We start from the raw sequence: 23,197 nt of genomic DNA on the forward strand, positions 1-23,197 counted from the left end.
TGCATCGGGAGTCAGCCCCTTCGGCGTGTACCGCCCGGGATCGGTCACCCATCGCGCTGGAGCCGCAACCATGGGTGCCTCGTGGACGGTGCCCGCAGGTTCGCTGCGCTCCAGGGCGTGGAGCGGGTCGTGCCGCTGTTCGCGATGTACGGCGGGGATGAGCCGATTCCGGCGGAAGTCCGGTGGTCGCCTCAGGGTGTGAGGCTCTTCACTCCGAACGAGGTGATGGAGTTCATCGGGGCCGGCATACGTGTTGCTCTGCCGGCAGGGCGGGATAACCCGCGGCTGCGGGAAGCGATGATGGATCTGCGGGAACGGTCCCTGTTCACGTTCAACTGACGGCCCCGCGAAAGTCACCATCCCCGTGGTCTGCACCAACGCACTCGTCACCGGCGATGTCGTGATCGCCGACGTCGACGGCGTCGTCGTGGTTCCCGCCGAACCCGCCGCAGAGGTAGCGGCAGCGGCGCGGACCTGCGCGGACAACGAAGAAGGCAAACGCAAGCGCTCCGGCGCAGGCGAACTCGGCCTGGACGTCTACTCGAATCCGCAGGGCTCCGGTACGTCGACTAGGCAGCTTCTCGGGAGGACCTGTAAGGCGCGGGGCCCTCGAAGCTAATGTTCTCGCGCCTTCCGGGTTGCTGCGTCGTTGGCCTTCTGAAGCGCTGTGATGAGCTCGTCCTTGTTCATCCTCGAGCGGCCGTCGATATCCAGTTCTTGCGCACGCTTGTAGAGATGCTCCTTCGACGCGTTGGCATCCACACCACCAGCTGTGGGTTGAGGTGAATCGAGTCCCTCCTCCGCGTGCTTGTCTGAAGGGCCGCGCTTCTCTTTCTGCTCCCAGTGGTCGCCCACCTTCTCGTAGCTGTGCTTTAGAGCGGCATAGGCGGTGCGTGCAGCTCTGCTTTCGTCGTTATCGTAAGATTCGAGGGCGGCGTCATAGGTTTTGGCGAAAGTGTCCTGGGCTTTCTGCTCCGAGCGCTGGAGGGTCGAGGGAAGCTCGTTCTCGCGGGCGTGGTCGTTCTTGCCGGTTTTAGGCATGGCACGCACTCCTTAGTCAGCTCAGCAGGCAATCGTTCAGATGGAACCAGCATAGTTATCGATCGGCTGCCTTGCCGGTCCACGTGGTTACCAAGCCCTGCGGCACCCCAAAATCAGCAGCGCCTGTTCGATCTTTCGGTGCGTCGAGGACAACAGCGTCCACGCAGTTCGCTTGTTGCCATCGATCCGCGGGAACCCTGCCCCCGACGCTATCAAGGCCGCGACTTCGTCGCTAACTGCATATTTGACCGCCATGCCGGGCTGGCCACAGATGGTCGTTTTAGACTCAGCTCGTTGTAAGGCTGTCATCCCGCCGACTCGTTGAGGCCAGTCGGGAGAGGATCCCCGATGTGAGCGCGGTCTGGCGCAGGGCGCCGCTGATACTGACCCATTCGCCCCGCGAGTGAGCCCCGTCGCCAATCGCACCGAGTCCGTCCAGCACCGGGAGCCCCAGCGCCGCCGCAAGATTGCCATCGCTGTAACCGCCGACGGACTTTTCCGACAACGTGAAGCCGAGGTCGGAGGCGACATCGGCTGCCAGTTCGAAAAGCTTTGCGATGGCAGCTGAGCGCCGCATCACTGGCCGGTTCCACCCTCCGGACACTCTGATGTTCGCTTTCGCATTCACAGGGACCAACCCCGCAAACAATGCATCGACTCGTGCCGCTTCCTCATCCGAACTGACCCTCACATCGACGTTGGCATTTGCCTTTCCCGCCTTCACGTTCGTACGAGTGCCGCCCTGCATGATGCCGACGTTTAGAGTCGTACCCCGGTCGAGGTCGGTCGCATCATGAAGGTTCACAACGATGCGGGAGAGCTCATCAATCGCGCTTATGCCGTGCTCTGGATCCAGCCCAGCATGAGCTTCCTCACCGGTCACTTCAAGCTGGAAAATCCCGGCCCCCTTCCGTGCCGTTTTCACCGCACCGTTGGCACTCGCTTCGAAGACCAACACTTCGTCACTGTCAGTGACCTCCCGTTCAATGACAGGACGGGAGGCTGTGCTGCCGATCTCCTCGTCGCCGTTGAGGAGCAGCCGGATGTTTGGAAGCGGCAGTCCGAGCTCAGCGTTGGCGCGAATCGCCCAGACCAATTGCACCAGTCCAGCCTTCATGTCGAACACGCCAGGCCCGGTGACCCGGTCGCCGTCGATGACCGCTGGCCAGCCCTCGAGCGTGCCAGCTGCCCACACGGTGTCGTAATGGCAGAGCGCCGTGACCAAACGATCACTTGGTGTCGCGGCACGGTACTCCAGCACGACGATGTCTCCGTAGGCTCCGCCGTCCACGAAACGACGATCGTCGGGCAATCCGATGCGTGCTTCAATCCACCGTTCAATCCAGGCAAGGCCCCCGGCGAGTAGTTCCTTGTCCTCTGATGGGGTCTCGAGTGAGACGAGGTCAACTAGGTCCGCCACAATCGCGTCACGTTGCTCCCCGATCCACTCCGTCAAATCGCTGAAGTCGCTCGACATCTAGGCTCTTTCCGTTTCGGTCGACAGTCGCATCATCGAGGTATAAGAGAGCGACGTCTGGCCAGCATAGGTCGCCCGTTCCCATGCTGGGAAATGCTCAGTTTGGACTACATGTATGTCCCAGAGACATAGGTCAGCTCAGCCCACCGGCGCATCATCGGGGAGGGAAGTCGTCCCCCAGCTCAGGGGCGTCGCCCGCGATCCTGTCGACGAGCCGCCGTCGACGCGCAGGACGCTGCCGGTTACCCAACTGGCTTCCGGACCTGCAAGCCAGACGATGGCAGCCGCGATGTCGTCCGGGGTGCCCGGGTGACCTAACGGGTTCATCGACACTGCCGCCGAGTACTCATCCGTTACCGGGTTGATCGGGCTGTCGACTGCAACGAAGCCCGGAGCGACGGCATTAACCCGTATCCCGTATTCGCCGAGCTCCAGGGCTGCAGAGCGCGTAAGCATCTCGACCGCGCTCTTGGATGCGCTGTACGCTGCTGCCCCCGGGCGTGTTCGGAGGATGACGGTGGAGGATATGTTCACGATCGCCGCCGGGCGCCCCTCGGCGATCGTTCGGTGGGCCAAAGCGACCGAGGCGAGCATGGGGGCACGGACGTTGATGTTTTGAACGTCGTCCCACCTAGCCGCTGTCAGTTCGAGCATCGGTGCCGACGGGTAGATTCCGGCGCTGTTGACCAGAACGTCGATCGGAGCGAACGCCCAAGCTTCAGCTATCACCTCACCCGGCGCGTCTGCGTTTCGGAGGTCTGCAATGATGGTGTTGACCTTCGCTGCGCCCGCGCGGCGGACCTGTTCGGCCCCCTCCGCCAGTCGATCACCGTTGAAGTCGACCATGGTGATCGCGGACCCCTTTTCGGCGAATCGGATCGCAGCCTGCAACCCGAGTCCATTTGCTGCCCCTGTGATGACGATGTGTTCCATGTTCAGTACTCCTGTTCGGATCGAAAAGAGGTTTCTTGACTCGGCTTCTGGGTGGGCGGGCGCATCAGGCCCGAGCCGACGTGTGCAGCAAGTTCAGCGTGGGTAGCGAACCACACGTCCTCGTGTGCCCTGATGTGCTCGATCAGCGCTTTCAAAGCGACCATGCGCGATCGGTGTCCGATGATGTGCGGGTGCATCGTCAGCTGGAACACCCCACCCTCGGCGTAGGCGCCGTCGAACTCGGCCTGCCAGATGGACGCGAGGCTCATCGGCGTTACGTTCGGCCGGGAGGCCGCCGCCATGTCGGTCGAAAGGTAGGGAACGTCGTCGCGAAGCCACTCGACCGGGATTTCGACGACTCCCGTCCCGACCCCGTCCTGCAGGAGTTCGTACGGGTCGTCGTCCGCCATGAGCGATGAGTCGTAACGGAATCCCAGGTCGCGGATGATCTCGAGCGTCGATGACGAAAAATCCCAAGAGGGCGTCCTGATTCCGCACGGCCGGATCCCCGTCTGCGCTTCGAGGATATCCACGGAGCGACTGGTCAGATCGAACTCTTCGTCGGCGCCAAGGAGTGAGTTCCGTTCGTGGATCCACCCGTGCACACCGACCTCGTGCCCTCGAGCGATATAGCCGGGAGCCTCGTCGGGTCGAAGCACGGCGCAGATCGCGGGGACGAAGAAAGTGGCGGGAATCCGGTGCTCATCCAGGAGTGCAAGGATTCGGGGGACGCCGACGCGTGCGCCGTACTCCCCTTGGGCCATTTTGCCGGGGGAGGTAAGTCCGTCCCGAAGTGCTGGCGTCTCGTGATCGGCGTCGAACGACAGTGCGACCGCTGTGCGTGCACCGTTGGGCCACCGCGAGTCGGCTTGATCGGAAAGAAGCGGGCGCCCGGCACGAACCCTCCCCACAGTAGACCGGATTCGTTCTTCGCTCCACCTCCATGCGGGACTCTGGGGCTCAGCGTTCATCGGTGTCGTCCTGACCTGCGACAGTGGCCGGTCCAAGGAAGGCGAGGATACCGGCCACTGCCGCCTGAACGCCGGTGGTGATGGCGGGAACCGGGTCCGGTGCGAACAGCGGCGAATGGTTGGCCGGCACCGGTTGCGCCATCATTTCGAACCGCGACGCCTCGATGCCGCCAAACCACCAAAAAACCGATGGCACACCGATGCTGTCTCCCAGGCGTCCGAAGTCCTCGCTCCCCATCGACAACGGTCGATCGACACGCACGGCGTCAGCACCGAGTGAAGACCGAAGCGCAGTTCCAACCAATGCGGTAGTGGCCGGGTCGTTGAAGCACCGGGGAAACCGCGAGATCTCGGTTATTGTGGGAGCCTTGGCGCCAGCGGCCGTGGCTTCGGCGGCGAGTATTCGCCGCAGGTCCCCGAGAACCCGTTCGCGAACTTTGTCATTCGGTGTCCGGACGTTGAGGGTGAATTCGGCTTCATCAGGAATGATGTTTTCTTTGAGCCCAGCGTGGAACGTCCCGACGGTAACGACTGTCGGGTCGAGCGGACTCGAGTGCCGTGAGACGACCGCCTGCAACCGGGTGATCATGTAGGCGGCGGTGACAATCGGATCGATGGCGTTCTCGGGCTGCGAGCCATGGGCTCCTCGTCCGTGGACAAGGACCTTCCAGGAATCTGCGAGCGACATCACGTGGCCGGGTCTGGTCTGCACGGTGCCGGCCGGATACGCCCCCAGGTGCTGTCCGAGGACAACGTCCGGGCGGGGCGCGCGACGCCAGAGACCGTCATCGATCATCGCCGCGGATCCGGCGGCGTTTTCCTCGCCGGGTTGGAAAACGAAGACGACAGTTCCGGTCCAAGCGGTGAGATCGGTCGCGAGTAGGTCTGCTGCCGCCAATGCGGAGGCGATGTGCGCGTCGTGTCCGCATCCGTGCATCGTCGGCACGACGGTGCCGTCTGCCAGCGTGGCAGTGTCGACGCTGGCGTGAGCCAAGCCTGTCCGTTCGAGGATGGGGAGCCCGTCGATGTCGGCTCGAAACGCGACCACCGGGCCTTCACCATTCCGCAAAATTCCGACTACGCCTGTACCTCCGCAACGGAACGTCTCCAGCCCGGAGGCGCGAAGCTCCGACTCGATCAGCGCCGCTGTGCGATGCTCCTCCATCGAGAGCTCCGGATGTCGGTGAAATTCCGTGTAAAGCTCGACGAAGCGACACAGTCGCTCCGGTTCAATGTCAAGGCGCAGTGCCATCAGGATCCCCTCATTGATCGTCGCCGACGTTTCCAGGCGTGCCGAATGGTGGCGGTCGATCGACCGTTTTCCAGCGAGTCCGACGGAAGCGTCGTGGTGTGGCAAGAATACTCACAACTTCGGATTTGCCAACCGGGCCCCCTCCAATTCCTCTGTCGCCGCTATGGGTCGAGGGAGTACAACTGCTCGATGAATCCTCCGAGGGCGTCGAGCGAGCCCTCGATAGCGTCCGCTGCGAAATGGCGGGGAACCCACGCGGCGTAGAGCGGGATGTGAAGTTCACCGGTCTCCGAGGTTACCGGGATGGCATGGAGCCCGAACCGCGAGTGGTCGGACAGGATGCAAACCCCGCGCCCGGCGGCGGCGAGTGCTTGCGCGACTGAGTTCGAAGCGGTCTCATATGCCGGCTCGTAGGTGAGGCCGGCGCGGGCGACGGCATCGTCGAACAGACCGCGGATCGCGTGACCCTTCGTCATCACGATGAGTGGCCAGGAGACCAACTCGACGACCGAGATCCTGTCGAAGGAGGTGAGTTGCGCATACGTCGGCGTGCACTGCGCCCACGGATGCGTGTACCCGACGACCCGCCACTCAAGGTCAGCCGGCGGAACCCTGGTGCTGAGCGCCAGGTCCGCGGAGCCGTCATGGAGGGCCGTGTAAACATGCTCCGGGACCAGCTGAATGGCATCGACGACCGCACCCGACGGACCGCTTCTGGCGATGAACGGAGCAACGATATCGATGATGGTCGCAGGAGGAGCGGCGATGGTGAGCTTCGGCGCCTGGCCCGAGGCCAGAGCGCGAGCCGACGCCGCGGCGAGTTCCGCATGCTGAAGGAGGTCTCTCGCGATCGGCAGAAACGCCTGACCGAAAGCGCTCAGCACGAGCCGTTTCCGGCCTCGGTCGAACAACGGCTGGCCGAGGTCCCCCTCGAGGCGCTGCAGTTGACGCGACAGCGACGGCTGGGTCACGAACAATGCCTGGGACGCGCCGGACACCGAGCCGGCATCAACGATCGCCAGGAAGTAACGGATGAGACGTAAGTCCACGTATGCCTCCAAGGTATGAATATGCTCCATGATAAGCATTTCCCTGCATCGAAGGAGCCGACCTAGGATAAGCCCATTAACCCAATGACGCGGGATCTGCCACCCACCACGAGCAAGGAACACCATGTCGAATAAGTTGGAGAAAAGGCGTAACGCGCTCCGCGCAGTTTCGGTCGCAGCCGCGACCGCCCTCACAACAGTTGCGCTCTCCGCCTGCACGGGTGGCGGCGCGGCACCCACTGCCCCAGGCGGGGCCTCGGATGGCAAGCCGTCCGGCACGATCAACGCGCGCATCTACAGCGATCCTTCCACGTTCAACCCGGCGCTTGCGGCGGGGGTGCAGACTTTCCAGCTCGACCGGCTGCTCTATGACACGGTGCTGCGCAGGGACACCGACGGTATCGTCGGTGGCCTTGCCAAGAGCTGGACAGCATCCAGTGCCTCCGACTACACGTTCACCATCCGCGATGGATCGACGTGTTCAGACGGAACACCAATCACAGCCACGGTCGTCGCCAACTCCCTGAAGTACCTGGCGGACCCAAACACGGGTTCCACCTGGAAGGCGCTGGCATTTGGGGACGGCACGCCGACCATCACCGCCAACGATGCGGACTCCACCGTGCACGTCGGGCTGTCGGCACCGTTCGCAGACCTCGAAGCGGGCCTCACCGTCGCGCAGACGGGCATCATCTGCCCGGCAGGGCTCGCAGATCTGGCCGGACTCAAAGCCGGTTCGGTGGCCGGGGCCTACTCTGGCCCGTATTCGCTGGCCGAGAGCAAGCCAGGGTTGTCCTACTCACTTAAGTTCAACGCCCAGTACAAGGCCTGGCCGGATTTCTCCAGCCCGCTGGACGGGCGCCCGGCTGAAACAATCGCGTACACAATCAGCAACGACGAATCGACTACAGCCAACCAGGTGCTCGCCGGCCAGGTAGACTTCGCAGACTTCGCTGACTGGAACACGATCGCCCGCTTCACGGGGAACGACACCATCCACCAGAACCGGATCACGGCCTACACCACATACGTCGTCTTCAATGAGCGACCAGGGCATGCTTTCGCTGACAAACCGGAGCTTCGAAAGGCTGTTGCTCAGGCCGTTAGCCAAAAGGGCTTCAACGCCGTCTTTTCGAACGGGAACGCCGAAGTGCTGACCTCGATCGTCCCCGCTTCCTATGAATGCGTTAATAAGGACCAGTCCCTCCTGATCGCCCCCGATGCCGCTGCTGCGAAAAACGCTCTGTCGTCTGTAGATGGAATCAAGATGCTGGGAAACACGGCAAACGTGAGCTTCAGCAACGGTGCCGACTACATCTACTCGGCCCTCACCACTGCCGGTGCCGGCGTCGATCTCCAGAAGGTCGACAACGCGACCTTCTGGAGCACGATCGCAAAGGGCGACTCGGACTGGGATCTGGTGTTCATAGGCGACCAGAATGCCGGTCAAACCATCAGCGCGTCGCTCAGCAGGACGATGGGCCCAGCCGTCGAGGACAACGGACGCAACTTCAGCGCATCAGACAACCCTGCCGGGGTCGAGGCGATGAAGGCCGGGCTAGCCACCACTGATCCTAAGGAGCGCTGCGACCACTTCGAAGCTGCCCAGAAGACGCTGTTTGATCGATACGACGTCGTTCCACTCGTCGGAGGATCGACCGTGACCATCACGAGGGCAAACGTAAGCGCCCGCAAGATCGGTGAAAACGTCGATCCTGCTACCCTCCGCCTCATGGGCTAGTCGCAGTGCGCGAGAAAACGTCATCGTCCAGAGTGAGGAACCCCGCTATGGAAGCACAGGAGCAGAAGCGCAGCACGGTCAACGCCGTACTGCCCGCCCGGCCGAACCCCACCTTGCTCCGCCGAATGGCGGGCTCCTCGTGGATCGGATTCGTCTTGAATCGGGCCGGCGGGGTACTGGCAACCTTCGTCGTGGCTGTGATCATGACGTTTCTGATCGTTCGCTTAATCCCTGGCGATCCGGCAGTGAGCGCCGCTGGGCAGAACGCAGACCTCGTCCGGATCGAACAGGTCAGACAGGAACTCGGCCTCGATCTGCCCATGCCGGTGCAGTTCATGAACTATGTCACCGGTGTACTTCGAGGCGACCTCGGCTTCTCCTTCTCACTGAACTCACCAGTGTCCGACGGGGTCTTCAGCCGGCTTCCGTTCACTGCCGGGCTTGCTGTGCTCGCGCTACTAGTGGTACTGGTCGTCGCGGTTCCCATGGGGATGTCCGTCGGCATCCTCACCCGGAACGGACGGCGGACATGGCTCGGCAGCGCATTCGGCTACGGCACGGCCTTCCTGTCTGCTATCCCGGCCTATGTGATGGCCACGGCGCTAGTCCTCATCTTTGCGATCTGGCTGAAAGCACTTCCCCCAGCCTACTCAGCCGGGAACATCACGGCCGCGATCATCCTCCCCTGCGCCGCCCTCAGCATCGCCTCAATCTGCTCGATCGCCCGCATCGTCAGGCGTGAGACCGCCGTCGTGCTCGAGCAGGACTACATGCGCACGGCGCGCGGGTGGCGCGTGGGTACGGGACGTCTCTACGCCAAGTACGCGCTGCCGAATCTCCTGACCACCACACTGACGCTCAGCGGAATCATCATGATCGGCATGCTCGGCGGAGCGATCTCGGTGGAGCTCGTCTTCAACTGGCCCGGGCTCGGTTTCGGGATTGTGAACGCGGTCAAGACCAAAGACTACCCACTCATCCAGGGAATCGTCCTCGTCCTTGCGATGCTCGGCTCCATCCTGACCCTCATCGTCGACATCGTGCTCGCCATCGTCGACCCGAGAATCCGAGGCTGAACAGATGACCATAAATGCACCCGAGTTGGACGCCCCGACGTCACTTCCTCCGGCTGGATCCCGCCCTGCACCTCGACGCTTCCGCAGGACACCCAGTCTCATAATTGGGTTGACTCTCATCGGCCTCATAGTGCTCGGCGCAATCATCATCCCGTGGATCGGCGGCGGGGCCGCCGACGCGCTGACGGAGGCCACGGCACTCCCGCCATCATCGTCTCATCTGCTCGGCACCGATCTGTTCGGTCGCGACATGTTTATGCGGGCGATGGTCGCAACCGGGCTCAGCCTCCTCATGACCTTCGGGGCCACCGTACTCTCGGTGGTCTTCGGTATCGGAATAGGTACCTCCATCCGGTTCCTTCCCGACCGAGTGCGCGGCTTCTGCCTACGCCTCGTGGAGATCGCGGTGTCGTACCCAAGCCTGCTGGTTGCCGTGGTCATTGCGGCGATCCTGGGGTCGGGCCCGTGGCAGCTGGTGCTGGCGATCGGGCTCTCCGGCATCCCGTCAATGGCACGGCTCTCGTCCACACTGGCAGCTTCCGTCTACGAGAAAGACTTCGTGACTACGGCCCGGCTCGTAGGCGTGCCAAACCGGTTCATCATCACCAGGCACCTGCTGCCCAACATGGCCGAGCCGTTGCTCATTCAAACTGCTTCCGTCTTCTCCTTCGGCCTGATTGCGATCTCAGCCCTCTCCTTCGTCGGCCTCGGTGTTCAGACACCGCAATACGACCTTGGGCGACTCCTCGCGGACGGATTGCCATCCATTTACACGCGGCCGCTGGATATCGTTGGACCTACGGTAATGATCGTCTTGATCTCCCTTGCAGCGATGCTCATCGGCGATGGACTCGCTGCCGCCGCCGACCCGCGCGCCTCACTGCAACGCCCGGCTCGCGCCAAAACGGACCGCCCGGCGGTCAACACCCCGGTCCCAGCACCGGACTCACTCGTCTCTGTGCAGGATCTGGTCGTTCACACGTCCAACGGCGTCCCACTCGTACACGGTCTCTCATTCCGTATCGGACACGGCGAGATCCTCGGTCTCGTTGGTGAGTCCGGGAGCGGGAAATCACTTACCGCCATGTCGCTGGCGAGACTGCTTCCGGACGGGCTCAGTTCCCACGCGTCACAGATGAAGGTCGGAGAGCTGGACCTGCTTCAATCGACGAACGGTAAGTCTCTCGCCAACACACTCGCACTGGTGTATCAGGACCCAGGGACTACATTCAATCCGTCGCTTCGGATGCGTTCCCAACTGACTGAGGTGCTTCGCGTGCACCGGGGGTACTCGGCTCGACGGGCCAAGGAAGTGATCGTTGAGATACTGAGAAAAATGCGAATTGACGATCCGGACCGACTCCTTGATTCGCGCCCGCATGAGCTTTCAGGGGGAATGCGCCAGCGCGCCATGATCGCGTCAGCACTCGTCACGGATCCGGCCCTGATTATCGCGGATGAACCGACGACGGCCCTGGACGTCACGGTCCAGGCTGACATCCTCCGGGAGTTCAAGAGAATAAACCGGGAGCGGTCGATGTCTATGCTGTTCATCTCGCACGATATCGGCGTGGTGGAAGCTCTCTGCGACCGAGTGATCATCATGAAAGACGGCCGACTGCTTGAAGAGCTCACAGCCGAGCAACTCCGCACCGGCGAAGTCTCCCACCCATACACCCGGCGCCTGCTCGACGCGGTGCCGAGGATCGACGACGTCAGGAAGGAGCGGCCGTGAACCTTCAACCAGCCGCGGTAGTAATGGATATCACCGGCGTCAGCGTACGATTCGGCCATCGCGAGGTGCTCCACACGGTCGACCTGCGCATCGAGCGGGGGCGCACGGTCGGCCTCGTCGGTGAATCGGGTTCGGGTAAGTCGACGCTCGCGAAGGCGATCATCGGCACCGTTCCCGTGTCAGCGGGCGCGATATCGTTCGACGGAGCCAACCTGGCGCACCTCGACCGGTCACGCCGGCGCGAGTTTCGCCGACGGGTGCAGCTGATCCCCCAGGATCCCTACTCATCGCTCAACCCTCGTCGAACGGTCGGCCAGACCCTCGCCGAGGCGATAAACCCGCTCAGACCAGTGGTCCGTCGTTTCGAAGACCGGATCACTGCTGCTCTCGAAGAAGTGTCTTTGCCGCCGGACCTCATCAACCGTTTCCCGCACGAGTTTTCAGGTGGCCAGCGCCAGCGAGTAGCCATCGCTCGCGCCCTGATCGTGGAACCAGACGTGGTGATCGCTGATGAAATCACCTCCGCCCTGGACGTTTCAGCTCAGGCGGAGGTGCTCGAGCTGATCGAACAGCTCCGCATCAAGAGAGGCATCACGATGCTCTTCATCTCTCACAACCTCGCCGTCGTGAAGCAGGTGTGTGATGACGTAGCGGTGCTCTACCGGGGCGACGTGATCGAGTCAGGGACAGCAGGTGACGTATTTACAAACCCCGTCAACGACTACACGAAACTTCTTCTATCGTCGGTGCCTGGTTCTGACCGCTTCAGCCTGGATCTAGCGTCCGAGGCCTAGCCGCGACGGCAAGCCGCAAGTCGATCTCGCAAACGGTGGCCCCACCATACCGGCAACCGTCGCTTTGCTTCCGTCTACCATTCCGGACGTGGCCGCCTAGGGACAGTCCCATGTCACCACATATGTTCAGAGTGTGAACAAGGTGCACCTCCCTTCGGCCGACGGCCACCTTCCCACTCCCCAGGCGTCAGAAAAGAGTTGAACCCCTACGGCGACCATCCACCGATTGGGCAAAGCCAGATCCTCGGCCGACCCGCCGCCTTCACCGTCGCACTATGTGAGAGGCCCAACCCTACCAAACACTGAAGAAGCACCAAGAGTGGCCTTGCAGCCGACCCACGCATGAGGCAAACAGTGGCTGGCACGAGGGGCCAAGGACAGCGTTCGATGACTGGGACCTGTCCACGGCTGGGGTCAATTCGGGCTATCACGGCCGGAATAGGAGCCATGCGGGCAGCTCCCTGGCAACCGTAGCGCTGGATAACCCTGGGAATTGGCTCCGTATGTGGGCAGCAGAAGCGGGGGCTACCCGTTCCCTTTTGGCTCCCCTCCACCTGCAGGGGATGACATGGTCCGAATAGGAATGTCCGAGCCTGCACGTACACGAGCACGAGCACCGCAACCAGCGACGCCGACGTCCGGGGAGTCCAAGAACTCCTAAGCCATGCCTCCGTGGCCACCACACAGGTGATGGCCGGTACGCTCGTTCAAAATCCGTGCGGCCGCGCAGCCCCCGCCCAGCGTAGAGGTTTCTTTCCTGCTGGAAGCTGCCGGTCCTCAGGCAATCACGTTGAGCGTGAGTTCCACGGCGCCGAGGAGGAGTGCCAGAACCGACGTGCCAAGCCCAGCCACCAGAAGCAGGCCAGGGTGGGCAATACCCACCACAACACGCCGGAGTTGGGGCGAATGCCGCAGGAATCTCTTGGGCAGCCGCGAATCCTGCGGATTCTGGCGCCAGCCGCGGAGACGGCGCAGGAACCACGCACAGCGCACAATAAGCGCCATCCACAACACCGACACAACCAGTGGGACCGCCGCCAGGAGCAGGTTGAACCCCAACGACGTCACCGCACGCTCCGAGTCCCCGGCCAGTGCCTGCACCGTTGTGGAAATCGAGGCGCTGGCCACCACGGAGAGGCCCCACACCATAAATGCAGCCGTCAGCGCGAGGAACCGGACGAAGAAGTGCGCGAGCACCGATTCTTTCTGGGGTTTGAGGTATCGGCGCGGGGTCGCATGAAGCACGGCCACAGTGCAGACCAGTGTGGGCAGGGCAGCCATCCCCACAAACACGTACCAGGTCCAGCCGGCCAGGTCCACGAACTCGTCAACAATGATCAGCAACGCCCAGAAACCCGTCCACGCCCACCCTGCATACAGCGGATTCCGGACCAGCCAGGCGGGCAGCCGCTGAGGCAGCGGGACAGTCGGCGCGATAGAGGGCCGGGAAACAGGATTCCGGACCCTCTTATTTACGGGCGCAACGGCTGCCGGGCCGCGGACGACTGGGCCGTCCGGCAGGGCCCCTGCTTTGGCGTCCGGCGGGTTTTGTTCCCCACTAGCCATGCTCATGGGCTCATGGTAGCAATGCGGGAGGCGGGGCCGTCGTCATCCGTCCGCGCGGTTAGGCACGGCGCAGGGGCAGCGGAGCGCCCCTGCGTATCGCTGAACGGAACACCAGCATGTGCCCGTTCCGGGATCGGTGTGCGAGCCGTGTGTAGGGTACTGATATGGCTTCTCCGCAGACGCTAAGCGAGTCCGAGCGCCGCGTCGTCGCGACCTGGGCCGCCGACTGTGCTGAGCGCGTTGTCGCCTTGTTTGAGGCAGAGGCACCGGCAGATGCTCGCCCCCGGGACGCCATCGCCCGCGCCCGGGCCTTCGCTCGCGGTGAGCTCGGTGCCGCCGAAGAGATCCGCCGGCGGTTTGTTGCTGGCCGTGCCGCACGAGAGGTAAGTGGTGCTGCTGCTGTGGCTGCCGCCCGGTCTGCCACGCAAGCAGCGGCCGTCGCCCACATGGGCGCGCACGCCTTGGGGGCGGCCGCGTATGCCGCGAAAGCGGCCGGACTGGCAGCGCCCGATCGGCCCCGGACGGTCGACGACGAGATCCACTGGCAACTCGAACACATGAGCGCCGAAGCCCGGTCCGCGCTTCGGCGCCTGCCACCTCTGGGAAAGAATTCCGCCGGTCCGCTGGGTCCAGGACTGCTCGCGTCCGGAATCCTCGCCTCGATCATCCGCGCAATCCAGGCCGACGTGGCCCGCCCCGCCCGGCCGGCCTCCCCCGGCTGAAACTGCCACTGCAAGCCGCTCCCCCACCGCGACACCCTCCCCCCTACTGGCGCCGCGAGAAAATCCGATACAGACACTGGATTCCTGGAATAGCGCATACCCGGCCCACAAAACTGTCCCGCTCAGGTTGGACAATCGCGACAGCCGCACCCGCCCTCGCAGGTCATTGGCTGCGTCAGGGGTCCAACGAACAGCAATACCGCTGTCCAGTGCAAGACAGGGAGCCGCCGGACCGCTACGGTCACCACAAAAATGGGCAGACGATATGTGAACCCGCTGGGCTCACGTCTGCAGACTAAGTGAGGATGGTCCGGTAGATCCCTGTATGGTCCAGGTCTCCGTCGCCGGCTGCGATCATGTCCTCGAACGCGCTCTTTAGGCACGCGGCTAATGGAAGTTTCAGTCCTTTACGCCCGGCAGTCTCGGTGATGAACCTGAGGTCTTTGCGCTGGTTCTTGGCGGATCCGCCTCCGTCGAAGTCCTGGGCGATCCATCGACGTCCCTTTTGCGTCAACACTTCCGAGTTGGCGAGGCCGCCGGAGAGCACGGATTGCACTTTTTCAAGGTCCAGCCCCGCAGAGCTTGCCAGGGCCATCGCCTCCGCCAGGGCCGTGACGGTGGCGGCAACGACGATCTGGTTGCAGGCCTTGACGGTCTTTTGCGCAACCGTCTCGCCGAACCACACGATGGTCGAGCCGTCAGCGCGAACAGCGGTCCAAGACGTTCCACTGCGCTGTGGGGGCCTCACACCATGATGCTCAGCCGGCCCACCTCGGCCCCGATTGTGCCGCCGCTGAGCGGAGCGTCCACGACGGTCAGGCCCCAGTTTCGGAGGCAGTCATCACCGAACTCCGCGACTGCCACCGCATTAAACGCAAAACCCGTCTGACGAGGGGCCAACAAGTGCCCGAGGTGGGACTCGAACTACATTCCGGGCATTGCAAACACTAGGCTCCCACGGAAACATGCGGAATCCGGCCCGATCCAATCCCAGTACGGGCGAGTCCGACGCCCAAAGTGTGGACATTGTCCACACCACATTCACCCATCTGCTCTCCCCAAAACCCGCGTCCCCCTCACGGAATGCGGTTTTTGTTTGCTTCCGGACTACGGACGGGTTTCGCCCTGTCCCGGTTGTGGGTGGCGCCGCTGGCGACGAACGGTGCCTGCAATGTAAGGACCGCACGATCCAGCAAGGCAGAACTTCATGACGGCGATAGGATGTTGGCAAACAAGCATATGACTAGCCAAAAAGCGGCGACGTGGGGCACTCAGGTGCACGATTCGGCCACTTCCACTCTTGTCCTCTTCCCTGATGCCCACACCGCGCACTTAGCTGGCCTTCGCGTCTGCTTCCAAGATGTCGTCGATGATCGCCCAAAGACCTTGGTCGTTTCCTGGACGGGCAAGATTCTGGATCAGGCTGATACCCGATTCAATCTCGGTGTCGGCCATTCGTGCAGATGCCAGACGCCTGAACTTTTGAACAACATCGTCGTCCGACAGTGGGTTGGCGGCCGATCCCCGGGGGGCGTTGCAACCGCCTTCGACTATTTCCCCGTCATGCCCCTCAATGGTTACCCGTGAAATGTTGTAGGGTTTCGCGTGAATTGTGCCGCTGATTTCCAGCGAAGTGACTTCAATCCGGTCTGCCAGCGCTGCGATTTCGGGGGACGCCGCGTATCGTTCGAATTCGAGCGTATGGGCCGGGCTGATGAAGTCGGCACCATTGGCCGCGAGAGCGAGGCAGTACTGCAGATGGAAGCGGGCTTCATTGGACGTTTCCGGCATGTGGTCCTTGCGTACGGCGGCCAGCAAGTATTCGGGCACCTGGACTTTGATTCGCTTGGCTTCTGCGACGTTCACGCCTTGGCGGACGAGGTCGACGACGGCGTCGATGCTCGAGTGGGTATACCCGCAGGATGCATGAAGTTTCCGCTGCGGCTTGAGCAGGTGCCATACACGTGGTGAACGGATCTCACTTTCGTCAAAACTGTGTGAGAGTGCAGCCATGAGCCCGAGTGGGCTTTCGATCAGGTGCGGCGGTCCAGTAAGTCCCGCCAGGGCATACTCAACGCCTTTGATGCCGCTGTCCGCAGGGCACGCACCGAACAGGATTGGTTTGATGGTTCCTCCCGTGCCGAAGATGACCTCGGCTGGACCCCAGCTGACGATGGTACCGGCAATGGCCATTGCTTCGGCCGTCATGGCGACGGAAAGACCGCGCAGTCGGGCCACGGCGGCTGCGGCGCCTATCGCGGAAACCAGGCTCGGGATGACCATCCCCGACTCTGTGTATGGCTTCTTGGTCCATGCCGTGGATTCATAAAGGCGGGAAGTGACTTCAATGCCCGCGACAATTGCATCGACGACTTGTTCCCCGGAAGAGTCCGCTTGCCGGGCAGCACCTATTACCGCGGCAACAATCCCAATGCTTGCGTGTCCCCCGATCAAGTCATTCAGTTCCAGTACGTCACCCATGTAACCCAAGACTCGAGCCTCCTCACTCGGAGACAGCAGGACTCCCGAGCCGCTGCTCAGACGGCGTTCCGCCCGCTGCAGGGCCGAGGCCTCCGCAGTAACGGAGCCAGCGATGATGCATCCCAGCGTGTCGAGGAGACAGAGCTTGGCCTGGTCGCGTACAGCAGACGGAATGGCGTCACCTTCAAGTGAGTGCGCAAATTCGGCCAGTACGGTGAGCAACGGCTTGTCTGCTGATGCCGGCTGGTTGGCGCCGCTCTGGCCTACGCTTTGGGACTGCATTTTTTCTCCTCCGTCTTGACAAGACCTGTCGTGACCTCCACCATATCAATGGATGAACCAATGTGCCAGAGTGTGTAACAGGGGCAACCGGGAAGCCGGTTTCGAACACCCGACTTTGGCGCGGCAGCGCGCGGAATTCCGCGGTATTCAAAGGAGAATCATGGCAGTAGTAGTTCGCGGTACCCCACGGACGCCCTTGGACATCGTTGATGGTCTTGCTGGACTGGGTGTGTCCACCGTGCATGAATCCCAGGGTCGGACCGGCCTGCTCGATATTCGTTTGCGGCCTATCTTTCCCGCCAAGGTGGCCGGAAACGCACTTACCTGCGAGGTTGCTCCGGGAGATAACTGGTCCATCCACGTTGCCGTCGAGCAGGCCCAGGCCGGTGACATCTTGGTCGTGACGCCGACAAGTCCTTGTGACGATGGCTATCTGGGTGACCTGCTCGCTGAAAGTCTTCTCGCGCACGGCGTCCGCGGTCTCATCATTGATGCCGGTGTTCGCGATGTCGACACCCTGACCGACATGAATTTTCCGGTCTGGTCCAAGGCCATCGGCGCCCAAGGAACCGTGAAGGAGACCGTCGGTAATGTACAGGTTCCCGTCGTGATCGCCAACCAGCTCGTCCGTCCCGGTGACGTGATCGTTGCCGACATCGATGGTGTTTGTGTTGTTCGGCGGGAGGACGCCGCGAGCGTCCTCGCCAAAGGCCGGGAGCGTGAAGCGAATGAGAGTGCAAAGCGGACACGACTTAAGTCAGGCGAGCTGGGCCTGGACATTTACAACATGCGCGACAGGCTTGCCGCCAAGGGTCTGGTCTACGAGGACTACCAGCAATGACCAGTCAGATGGCGGTCCCCTGCACCGTGATGCGCGGCGGCACGTCCAAGGCACTGTATTTCCTGGCCGAGGACCTGCCGGCCGAGCGGGGCGCCCGGGATGCCTTCCTTCTGGCGGCCATGGGCTCACCCGATCCACGGGAGATCGACGGAATGGGCGGCGGCCACCCGCTCACTTCAAAAGTTGCCGTCGTCAACAGGTCCATCCGGCCCGGGATTGACGTAGATTATCTTTTTCTTCAGGTGTGGCCGGACCGTGCCGAGGTCAGCGATCAACAGAACTGCGGCAACATTCTGGCCGGAGTGGGTCCCTTCGCACTTGAAAACGGACTTCTGCCTGCTGCTGACGGTGTCACTCCTGTCGCCATCTACATGGTGAACACGGATTCGAAGGCCACAGCGTTTGTGGAAACTCCAGGAGGAGTGGTCAATTACGCCGGTTCCGCCCGCATCGACGGCGTTCCTGGGACGCATGCTCCCGTCAATATCAATTTCGAGGATGTCTCTGGCTCAAGCTGTGGTTCGCTGCTGCCCACAGGCAACGTGACCGACGTCGTCAACGGAGTCGAGGTCACCTGCGTTGATAACGGCATGCCGGTGGCCTGCCTCAACGCTTCCGATTTTGGCATAACGGGCTATGAGACTCCGGCCGAACTCGAGGCAACTGCGGAGCTGAGGGGCCGGGTGGAAGAAATCCGCCTTCAGCTCGGACCCCTGATGAATCTCGGCGATGTCACCAACAAGACGGTTCCCAAGATGAGCCTGCTTGCACCAGCCAAGGGAGGGGGGTCCATCAGCACCCGGACCTTCATCCCGCACAGGGTCCACGAATCCATCGGTGTTCTCGGTGCCGTCTCGGTAGCCACCGCCTGTGTGCTCAAGGGCAGTGTCGCCGAGAAAATCGGGTCGCCGGATACACCCGGCCGCGGCGACGGTACCGGCATGGAAGTCCAGGTCGAGCACCCCTCCGGATTCTTTACAGTCCAGATGGAAGTCGACAACTCCTCGGACCAGCCGGTCGTGACCAAGTCCGCCTTACTCCGCACCGCCCGCATGTTGATGTCGGGCTCCGTTTATGTCCCTCAAGTATTCCGGGAGAACACATGATCATTGATTGCCACGGCCACTACACAACTGCCCCGGAACTTCACAATCAGTGGCGGATCGATCAGCTGGCAGCATTCAAGGCCGGCAAGCCCAGCCCTGCCTACCCGGAGATTTCCGACCAGAGCATCATCGACTCTGTCGAGAAGAACCAATTGCGCCTCATCAACGAGCGCGGCATTGATTTAACGATTTTTTCTCCACGGGCGTCCGCCATGGGCCACCACGAGGGTGACCAGCAGATCAGCCTTGAATGGACCGTTGCGTGCAACAACCTGATCAAACGCGTCGTGGATCTCTTTCCCGAGTCATTCATCGGTGTCTGTCAGCTGCCGCAGTCCCCTGGTGCCGATCTCAGTGAATCAATCAAGGAGCTCGAGCGCTGCGTCAACGAGCTCGGCTTCATCGGCTGCAACCTCAACCCTGACCCCAGCGGCGGGATGTGGCAGACAACGCCGTTGACGGACAAGTACTGGTACCCCCTGTACGAAAAGATGGTGGAGCTGGACGTTCCCGCCATGATTCACGTCTCGGCGTCGTGCAACTCCAACTTCCACGCCACCGGTGCGCACTACATGAACGCAGACACCACCGCGTTCATGCAGCTGCTTCAGGGTGACCTGTTCAAAGACTTCCCGGCACTGCGGTTCATCATTCCCCACGGCGGCGGAGCCGTCCCCTATCACTGGGGCCGTTACCGCGGACTTGCAGACATGTTGAAGCAGCCGGCCCTTGATACCCACCTGATGAACAACGTCTTCTTCGACACCTGCGTTTACCACCAGCCCGGCATCGACCTATTGCTTGACGTCATCGATAACAAGAACATTCTTTTTGGTTCCGAAATGATCGGCGCCGTGCGCGGCACCGATCCCCAAACGGGCCAGTATTTTGACGATACGAAGCGCTACATCGAGGCCGCTGACATTTCCCCGGCAGAACGCGAAGACATCTTCGCCAACAACGCCCGCGCAGTCTTTCCACGACTCAACCAGACGATGAAGGCCTTGGTCCCATGAACACACTCACCTTCGTGAAGGATTCCGACTGGCTCGACTGGGATCCCACCCCCAGCAAGCCGACGTTTCAGGTTCCAGCCGGTGCAGTCGATGCCCACTGCCACGTTTTCGGGCCAGGCAACATCTTTCCTTTCGCTCCAGAACGGAAATACACCCCGTGCGATGCCAGCAGGGAGCACCTCTTCGCGTTGCGCGACTTCCTCGGCTTCGAGAAGAACGTAGTGGTTCAGGCAACCTGCCACGGTACGGATAATTCCGCCCTCCTGGATGTCCTGGCGAACTCGAACGACAGGGCGCGCGGCGTCGTCACCGTAAAGCCCTCGGTAACTCCGGCGGAACTAGCACAGATGCACGAGCTGGGCGTCCGAGGCGTCCGCTTCAACTACGTCAAACGCTTGGTGGACCCCAAGCCCGACGAGTATTACCGCGAAATCATAGAGAAGATCCGTCCGCTGGGCTGGCACGTCGTGCTCTACTTCGAGCCTTCGGATCTCCGGGAAAAATGGGGCTTCTTCACCTCCCTGAACATTCCGATCGTGATCGACCACATGGGCCGTCCCGACGTTACCAAACCCGTGGACGGCACAGAGTTTGGCGAGTTCCTGCGCTTCATGCAGGAGAACTCCAACGTCATCTCGAAGGTCAGTTGCCCGGACCGCATCACGGTCTGTGGAGCACCCGCCTATGCCGATGTTGTGCCCTTTGCCAGGACCGTCGTGGAGGAGTTCCCCGACCGCGTCCTGTGGGGGACGGATTGGCCGCACCCCAACATGAAACAAGGGATGCCCGACGACGGAATTCTCGTGGACTACGTCCCGTCCATAGCAGCAACGCCGGCTTTGCAGGAGAAGTTGCTCGTAGCCAACCCCAACTACCTTTATTGGAGCTGACCATGAAGCCAGATTTTGAACAGTTCAAGGACCTTCCGGGCACAACCATCTTCACGATTGAGAAGGGTCGCGAGGGCTTCCAGTTGAACGAGTTTTGCATGAGCCTTCGCAAGGAGGAAAACCGCAGGAGGTTCTTGGCGGACGAGCGCTCTTACCTGGACGAGTGGGAGATGACGGAGGACCAGAAACAGGCCGTCCTTACCCGTGATTTCCAGAAGATGCTCGACAACGGCGGAAACGTCTACTTCCTGTCCAAGATTTTCGCGGCGGAAGGACTGTCGTATGTCCAGGCCGTAAGCACGATGACCGACATGAACGTGGAGCAGTACCAGGCAATGATGCTGGCCGGCGGCCGCAACGTTGAGGGCTGGCGCTCCAAGAAGGAACGAGACGTAGCATAATGGCTAAAATTACAGCTGGGGTCGCGACCAGCCACGTGCCCGCAGTCGGCGCAGCGATCGACATGGGCCGCACAGAGGACGACTACTGGAAGCCGATGTTCCAGGGATACGAGTTCTCGAAAAGCTGGATCAAGACCAACAATCCTGACGTGGCAATTATCGTCTACAACGACCACGCTTCGTACTTCGGCATGGAAATCATGCCCACCTTTGCCATCGGTGTGGCCGAATCATTCGAGGTCTGCGACGAGGGCTACGGGCCCAGGCCCGTTCCGTCCGTCGAAGGTGCTCCGGAGCTCGCAACCCATCTGGCTGCTTCCCTCATCCTGGATGACTTCGACCTGACTGTGTTGAACGTGCTTGAGGTGGACCACGGCCTCACAGTTCCCCTGTCACTGATGTACGGCACTCCAGACAAATGGCCTTCCAAGGTCATACCCCTGGCCGTGAATGTCGTGATGTACCCCCAGCCCTCCGGCGAACGCTGCCTCTCCCTCGGCAAGGCCATACGTCGGGCGGTGGAAGAGTTCGACGAGGACCTCAACGTCCAGATCTGGGGCACCGGCGGCATGAGCCATCAAATCCAGGGCGCCCGTGCGGGCCTGATCAACCTGCCCTGGGACCAAAAGTTTATGGACGATCTCGTCGACCAGCCCGAAGTGCTCCAGTACAAGCCCCACCTCGAATACATGAGGGAAGCAGGTTCAGAAGGCGTTGAACTCATCATGTGGCTCATCATGCGCGGCGCCCTCGGCGACAAAGTCGACGAAGTCCACCGGTTCAACCACGTACCCGCCTCCAACACCTCTGTTGGCCACCTGATCCTTACCCCTCAAGGAGGAAACGCATGACTGTCAATATTGCCGTCGTAGGCTTGGGAGCCTTCGGCCACAAGCACCTCGACGCCCTCACCCAAATCCCTGACGCCAGAATCCAGTATGTTGCCCACAGCAAGATGGACATCGCGAAAGAGGTAGCCGTCAAACACCGGGCTAAAGCCGCCTTCACCAGCTACTCCGAACTGCTGGCTCAGGACGACCTGGACGGCGTCATCCTTGCCACACCGACCCAGATGCATCATGCCCAGACCCTGGAAGCCCTGCGTGCGGGCAAGCACGTCATGGTTGAGATCCCGATGGCTGACTCCCTGGCAGGCGTGCGGGAAATCGTGGACGTCCAAAAGGAGACGGGCCTTGTTGCCATGGCCGGCCACACGCGGCGGTTTAATCCCTCGCACCAATTTGTGCACAACAAGATCAGCGCCGGCGAATTCGCCATCCAGCAAATGGATGTGCAAACCTACTTTTTCCGGCGCACCAATGCCAACGCCCTGGGCCAGGCCCGGTCCTGGACCGACCACTTGCTGTGGCACCATGCAGCCCACACTGTGGACCTGTTCCAGTACCAGACCGGCGAAAAAATCGTGAAAGCCAATGCCATCCAGGGGCCCAAGCATCCTGAGCTTGGCATTGCGATGGACATGTCCATCCAGCTCCAAACCGAAACAGGCAAGATTTGTACCCTTTCACTCTCCTTTAACAACGACGGCCCCATCGGGACGTTCTTCCGCTACATCGGTGATACAAACACCTACATCGCGCGGTATGACGACCTTGTCGATGGAAAAGAGGATCCCATCGACGTCTCCAACGTGGCGGTGTCCATGAACGGCATCGAGCTGCAGGACCGCGAGTTCGTGGCAGCCATCAAGGAGAATCGCGAGCCCAACTCCAGCGTGGGCCAGGTTCTTCCCTGCTATGAAGTGCTCGACGCGTTGCAGCACCAGCTCGCGTACTAAGCCGGGGGTCCAGTGCGGCCACCGA

General features: G+C 61.8%; 24 protein-coding genes. 14 read left to right on the forward strand and 10 right to left on the reverse strand.

Features of this window, described 5'->3' with window-relative positions:
* Positions 1 to 81 precede the first annotated feature (81 nt).
* Both IAQ70_RS18490 and IAQ70_RS18495 read left to right on the forward strand, forming a co-directional pair.
* Positions 82 to 339, forward strand: coding sequence for a hypothetical protein (locus tag IAQ70_RS18490; protein ID WP_190990957.1), 258 nt, complete (start codon positions 82 to 84; stop codon positions 337 to 339).
* A gap of 25 nt (positions 340 to 364) precedes the next feature.
* A complete protein-coding gene (locus IAQ70_RS18495; protein ID WP_223860332.1) occupies positions 365 to 619 on the forward strand; it encodes an RraA family protein in 255 nt (84 codons plus the stop codon).
* Here IAQ70_RS18495 and IAQ70_RS18500 read toward each other — a convergent pair.
* The 6 genes from IAQ70_RS18500 to IAQ70_RS18525 all read right to left on the reverse strand — a co-directional run bounded on the left by IAQ70_RS18500 (position 616) and on the right by IAQ70_RS18525 (position 6,723).
* Entirely contained in the window at positions 616 to 1,041 is a 426-nt protein-coding gene (locus IAQ70_RS18500; protein WP_190990959.1) for a ChaB family protein, read from the reverse strand. The two genes, IAQ70_RS18495 and IAQ70_RS18500, sit on opposite strands and share 4 nt — an antisense overlap.
* Before the next feature lie 286 nt (positions 1,042 to 1,327).
* Positions 1,328 to 2,518, reverse strand: a complete 1,191-nt coding sequence (locus IAQ70_RS18505; protein ID WP_190990961.1) for a M20 family metallopeptidase — start codon at positions 2,516 to 2,518, stop codon at positions 1,328 to 1,330.
* A 138-nt stretch (positions 2,519 to 2,656) separates the two neighbouring features.
* Complete coding sequence (locus IAQ70_RS18510) at positions 2,657 to 3,451, reverse strand: SDR family NAD(P)-dependent oxidoreductase (protein WP_190990963.1); 795 nt, start codon at positions 3,449 to 3,451, stop codon at positions 2,657 to 2,659.
* A gap of 2 nt (positions 3,452 to 3,453) precedes the next feature.
* Entirely contained in the window at positions 3,454 to 4,215 is a 762-nt protein-coding gene (locus IAQ70_RS18515; RefSeq protein ID WP_344000958.1) for a polysaccharide deacetylase family protein, read from the reverse strand.
* Positions 4,216 to 4,411: 196 nt separating this feature from the next.
* A complete protein-coding gene (locus tag IAQ70_RS18520; RefSeq protein WP_190990967.1) occupies positions 4,412 to 5,674 on the reverse strand; it encodes an amidohydrolase in 1,263 nt (420 codons plus the stop codon).
* 161 nt (positions 5,675 to 5,835) lie between these two features.
* The gene (locus IAQ70_RS18525) at positions 5,836 to 6,723 is read right to left on the reverse strand and encodes a LysR family transcriptional regulator (protein ID WP_190990969.1); all 888 of its coding nucleotides are present in this window, start codon (positions 6,721 to 6,723) and stop codon (positions 5,836 to 5,838) included.
* 124 nt (positions 6,724 to 6,847) lie between these two features.
* Between IAQ70_RS18525 and IAQ70_RS18530 the strand changes: the two genes are divergently transcribed.
* The 4 genes from IAQ70_RS18530 (at position 6,848) to IAQ70_RS18545 (ending at position 12,069) form a co-directional block, all read left to right on the forward strand.
* Positions 6,848 to 8,464: an ABC transporter substrate-binding protein gene (locus IAQ70_RS18530; protein WP_190990971.1), complete on the forward strand. Its 1,617-nt coding sequence runs from the start codon at positions 6,848 to 6,850 to the stop codon at positions 8,462 to 8,464.
* Positions 8,465 to 8,511: 47 nt separating this feature from the next.
* The gene (locus tag IAQ70_RS18535) at positions 8,512 to 9,540 is read left to right on the forward strand and encodes an ABC transporter permease (protein WP_223860334.1); all 1,029 of its coding nucleotides are present in this window, start codon (positions 8,512 to 8,514) and stop codon (positions 9,538 to 9,540) included.
* A 109-nt stretch (positions 9,541 to 9,649) separates the two neighbouring features.
* A complete protein-coding gene (locus IAQ70_RS18540) occupies positions 9,650 to 11,275 on the forward strand; it encodes a dipeptide/oligopeptide/nickel ABC transporter permease/ATP-binding protein (protein WP_223860335.1) in 1,626 nt (541 codons plus the stop codon).
* Positions 11,272 to 12,069, forward strand: a complete 798-nt coding sequence (locus tag IAQ70_RS18545) for an ABC transporter ATP-binding protein (protein WP_317983708.1) — start codon at positions 11,272 to 11,274, stop codon at positions 12,067 to 12,069. The genes IAQ70_RS18540 and IAQ70_RS18545 overlap by 4 nt, the downstream gene beginning before the upstream one ends.
* A gap of 777 nt (positions 12,070 to 12,846) precedes the next feature.
* Here the strand turns inward: IAQ70_RS18545 and IAQ70_RS18550 are convergent.
* Positions 12,847 to 13,641: a hypothetical protein gene (locus tag IAQ70_RS18550; RefSeq protein ID WP_223860336.1), complete on the reverse strand. Its 795-nt coding sequence runs from the start codon at positions 13,639 to 13,641 to the stop codon at positions 12,847 to 12,849.
* A 158-nt stretch (positions 13,642 to 13,799) separates the two neighbouring features.
* Between IAQ70_RS18550 and IAQ70_RS18555 the strand changes: the two genes are divergently transcribed.
* Entirely contained in the window at positions 13,800 to 14,357 is a 558-nt protein-coding gene (locus IAQ70_RS18555; RefSeq protein WP_190990975.1) for a putative immunity protein, read from the forward strand.
* Between the two features lie 295 nt (positions 14,358 to 14,652).
* Here the strand turns inward: IAQ70_RS18555 and IAQ70_RS22880 are convergent, their stop codons facing one another.
* The 3 genes from IAQ70_RS22880 to IAQ70_RS18565 all read right to left on the reverse strand — a co-directional run bounded on the left by IAQ70_RS22880 (position 14,653) and on the right by IAQ70_RS18565 (position 17,060).
* Positions 14,653 to 15,105, reverse strand: a complete 453-nt coding sequence (locus tag IAQ70_RS22880) for an NAD(P)-dependent oxidoreductase (RefSeq protein ID WP_317983709.1) — start codon at positions 15,103 to 15,105, stop codon at positions 14,653 to 14,655.
* Positions 15,102 to 15,257 (reverse strand): NAD(P)-binding domain-containing protein, encoded by a 156-nt coding sequence (locus IAQ70_RS22885; protein ID WP_223860337.1) that lies wholly within the window; start codon positions 15,255 to 15,257, stop codon positions 15,102 to 15,104. Before IAQ70_RS22885 ends, IAQ70_RS22880 begins: the two co-directional genes overlap by 4 nt.
* A gap of 432 nt (positions 15,258 to 15,689) precedes the next feature.
* The gene (locus tag IAQ70_RS18565; protein WP_190990977.1) at positions 15,690 to 17,060 is read right to left on the reverse strand and encodes an MmgE/PrpD family protein; all 1,371 of its coding nucleotides are present in this window, start codon (positions 17,058 to 17,060) and stop codon (positions 15,690 to 15,692) included.
* A gap of 220 nt (positions 17,061 to 17,280) precedes the next feature.
* On the opposite strand from IAQ70_RS18565, the gene IAQ70_RS18570 reads away from it, so the two are divergent.
* The 7 genes from IAQ70_RS18570 to IAQ70_RS18600 are packed head-to-tail and all read left to right on the forward strand — an operon-like array spanning position 17,281 to position 23,172.
* Positions 17,281 to 17,961: a 4-carboxy-4-hydroxy-2-oxoadipate aldolase/oxaloacetate decarboxylase gene (locus tag IAQ70_RS18570; protein ID WP_190990979.1), complete on the forward strand. Its 681-nt coding sequence runs from the start codon at positions 17,281 to 17,283 to the stop codon at positions 17,959 to 17,961.
* Entirely contained in the window at positions 17,958 to 19,067 is a 1,110-nt protein-coding gene (locus IAQ70_RS18575; protein WP_190990981.1) for a 4-oxalomesaconate tautomerase, read from the forward strand. Before IAQ70_RS18570 ends, IAQ70_RS18575 begins: the two co-directional genes overlap by 4 nt.
* Positions 19,064 to 20,083, forward strand: coding sequence for an amidohydrolase family protein (locus IAQ70_RS18580; RefSeq protein ID WP_190990983.1), 1,020 nt, complete (start codon positions 19,064 to 19,066; stop codon positions 20,081 to 20,083). The genes IAQ70_RS18575 and IAQ70_RS18580 overlap by 4 nt, the downstream gene beginning before the upstream one ends.
* A complete protein-coding gene (locus IAQ70_RS18585) occupies positions 20,080 to 20,973 on the forward strand; it encodes an amidohydrolase family protein (protein ID WP_190990985.1) in 894 nt (297 codons plus the stop codon). Before IAQ70_RS18580 ends, IAQ70_RS18585 begins: the two co-directional genes overlap by 4 nt.
* A gap of 2 nt (positions 20,974 to 20,975) precedes the next feature.
* A complete protein-coding gene (gene ligA, locus IAQ70_RS18590; protein ID WP_190990987.1) occupies positions 20,976 to 21,374 on the forward strand; it encodes a protocatechuate 4,5-dioxygenase subunit alpha in 399 nt (132 codons plus the stop codon).
* Positions 21,374 to 22,225 carry a class III extradiol dioxygenase subunit beta gene (locus IAQ70_RS18595; RefSeq protein WP_190990989.1) on the forward strand — a complete coding sequence of 284 codons (852 nt, stop codon included), beginning with the start codon at positions 21,374 to 21,376 and terminating at the stop codon, positions 22,223 to 22,225. The genes ligA and IAQ70_RS18595 overlap by 1 nt, the downstream gene beginning before the upstream one ends.
* Complete coding sequence (locus IAQ70_RS18600; protein WP_190990991.1) at positions 22,222 to 23,172, forward strand: Gfo/Idh/MocA family oxidoreductase; 951 nt, start codon at positions 22,222 to 22,224, stop codon at positions 23,170 to 23,172. Before IAQ70_RS18595 ends, IAQ70_RS18600 begins: the two co-directional genes overlap by 4 nt.
* Positions 23,173 to 23,197 lie beyond the last annotated feature (25 nt).

This window comes from Pseudarthrobacter sulfonivorans (genome assembly GCF_014712225.1).
In the GTDB taxonomy this organism is placed as follows: Bacteria; Actinomycetota; Actinomycetes; order Actinomycetales; family Micrococcaceae; genus Arthrobacter; species Arthrobacter sulfonivorans.

Excerpts from the sequence above, each read along its gene's own strand:
- IAQ70_RS18500 (WP_190990959.1), bottom strand. The coding sequence starts at position 1,041 with ATGCCTAAAACCGGCAAGAACGACCACGCCCGCGAGAACGAGCTTCCC.
- IAQ70_RS18505 (WP_190990961.1), bottom strand. The coding sequence starts at position 2,518 with ATGTCGAGCGACTTCAGCGATTTGACGGAGTGGATCGGGGAGCAACGT.
- IAQ70_RS18510 (WP_190990963.1), bottom strand. The coding sequence starts at position 3,451 with ATGGAACACATCGTCATCACAGGGGCAGCAAATGGACTCGGGTTGCAG.
- IAQ70_RS18515 (WP_344000958.1), bottom strand. The coding sequence starts at position 4,215 with ATGGCCCAAGGGGAGTACGGCGCACGCGTCGGCGTCCCCCGAATCCTT.
- IAQ70_RS18520 (WP_190990967.1), bottom strand. The coding sequence starts at position 5,674 with ATGGCACTGCGCCTTGACATTGAACCGGAGCGACTGTGTCGCTTCGTC.
- IAQ70_RS18530 (WP_190990971.1), top strand. The coding sequence starts at position 6,848 with ATGTCGAATAAGTTGGAGAAAAGGCGTAACGCGCTCCGCGCAGTTTCG.
- IAQ70_RS18535 (WP_223860334.1), top strand. The coding sequence starts at position 8,512 with ATGGAAGCACAGGAGCAGAAGCGCAGCACGGTCAACGCCGTACTGCCC.
- IAQ70_RS18550 (WP_223860336.1), bottom strand. The coding sequence starts at position 13,641 with ATGAGCATGGCTAGTGGGGAACAAAACCCGCCGGACGCCAAAGCAGGG.
- IAQ70_RS18555 (WP_190990975.1), top strand. The coding sequence starts at position 13,800 with ATGGCTTCTCCGCAGACGCTAAGCGAGTCCGAGCGCCGCGTCGTCGCG.
- IAQ70_RS18570 (WP_190990979.1), top strand. The coding sequence starts at position 17,281 with ATGGCAGTAGTAGTTCGCGGTACCCCACGGACGCCCTTGGACATCGTT.
- IAQ70_RS18575 (WP_190990981.1), top strand. The coding sequence starts at position 17,958 with ATGACCAGTCAGATGGCGGTCCCCTGCACCGTGATGCGCGGCGGCACG.
- IAQ70_RS18580 (WP_190990983.1), top strand. The coding sequence starts at position 19,064 with ATGATCATTGATTGCCACGGCCACTACACAACTGCCCCGGAACTTCAC.
- IAQ70_RS18585 (WP_190990985.1), top strand. The coding sequence starts at position 20,080 with ATGAACACACTCACCTTCGTGAAGGATTCCGACTGGCTCGACTGGGAT.
- ligA (WP_190990987.1), top strand. The coding sequence starts at position 20,976 with ATGAAGCCAGATTTTGAACAGTTCAAGGACCTTCCGGGCACAACCATC.
- IAQ70_RS18595 (WP_190990989.1), top strand. The coding sequence starts at position 21,374 with ATGGCTAAAATTACAGCTGGGGTCGCGACCAGCCACGTGCCCGCAGTC.
- IAQ70_RS18600 (WP_190990991.1), top strand. The coding sequence starts at position 22,222 with ATGACTGTCAATATTGCCGTCGTAGGCTTGGGAGCCTTCGGCCACAAG.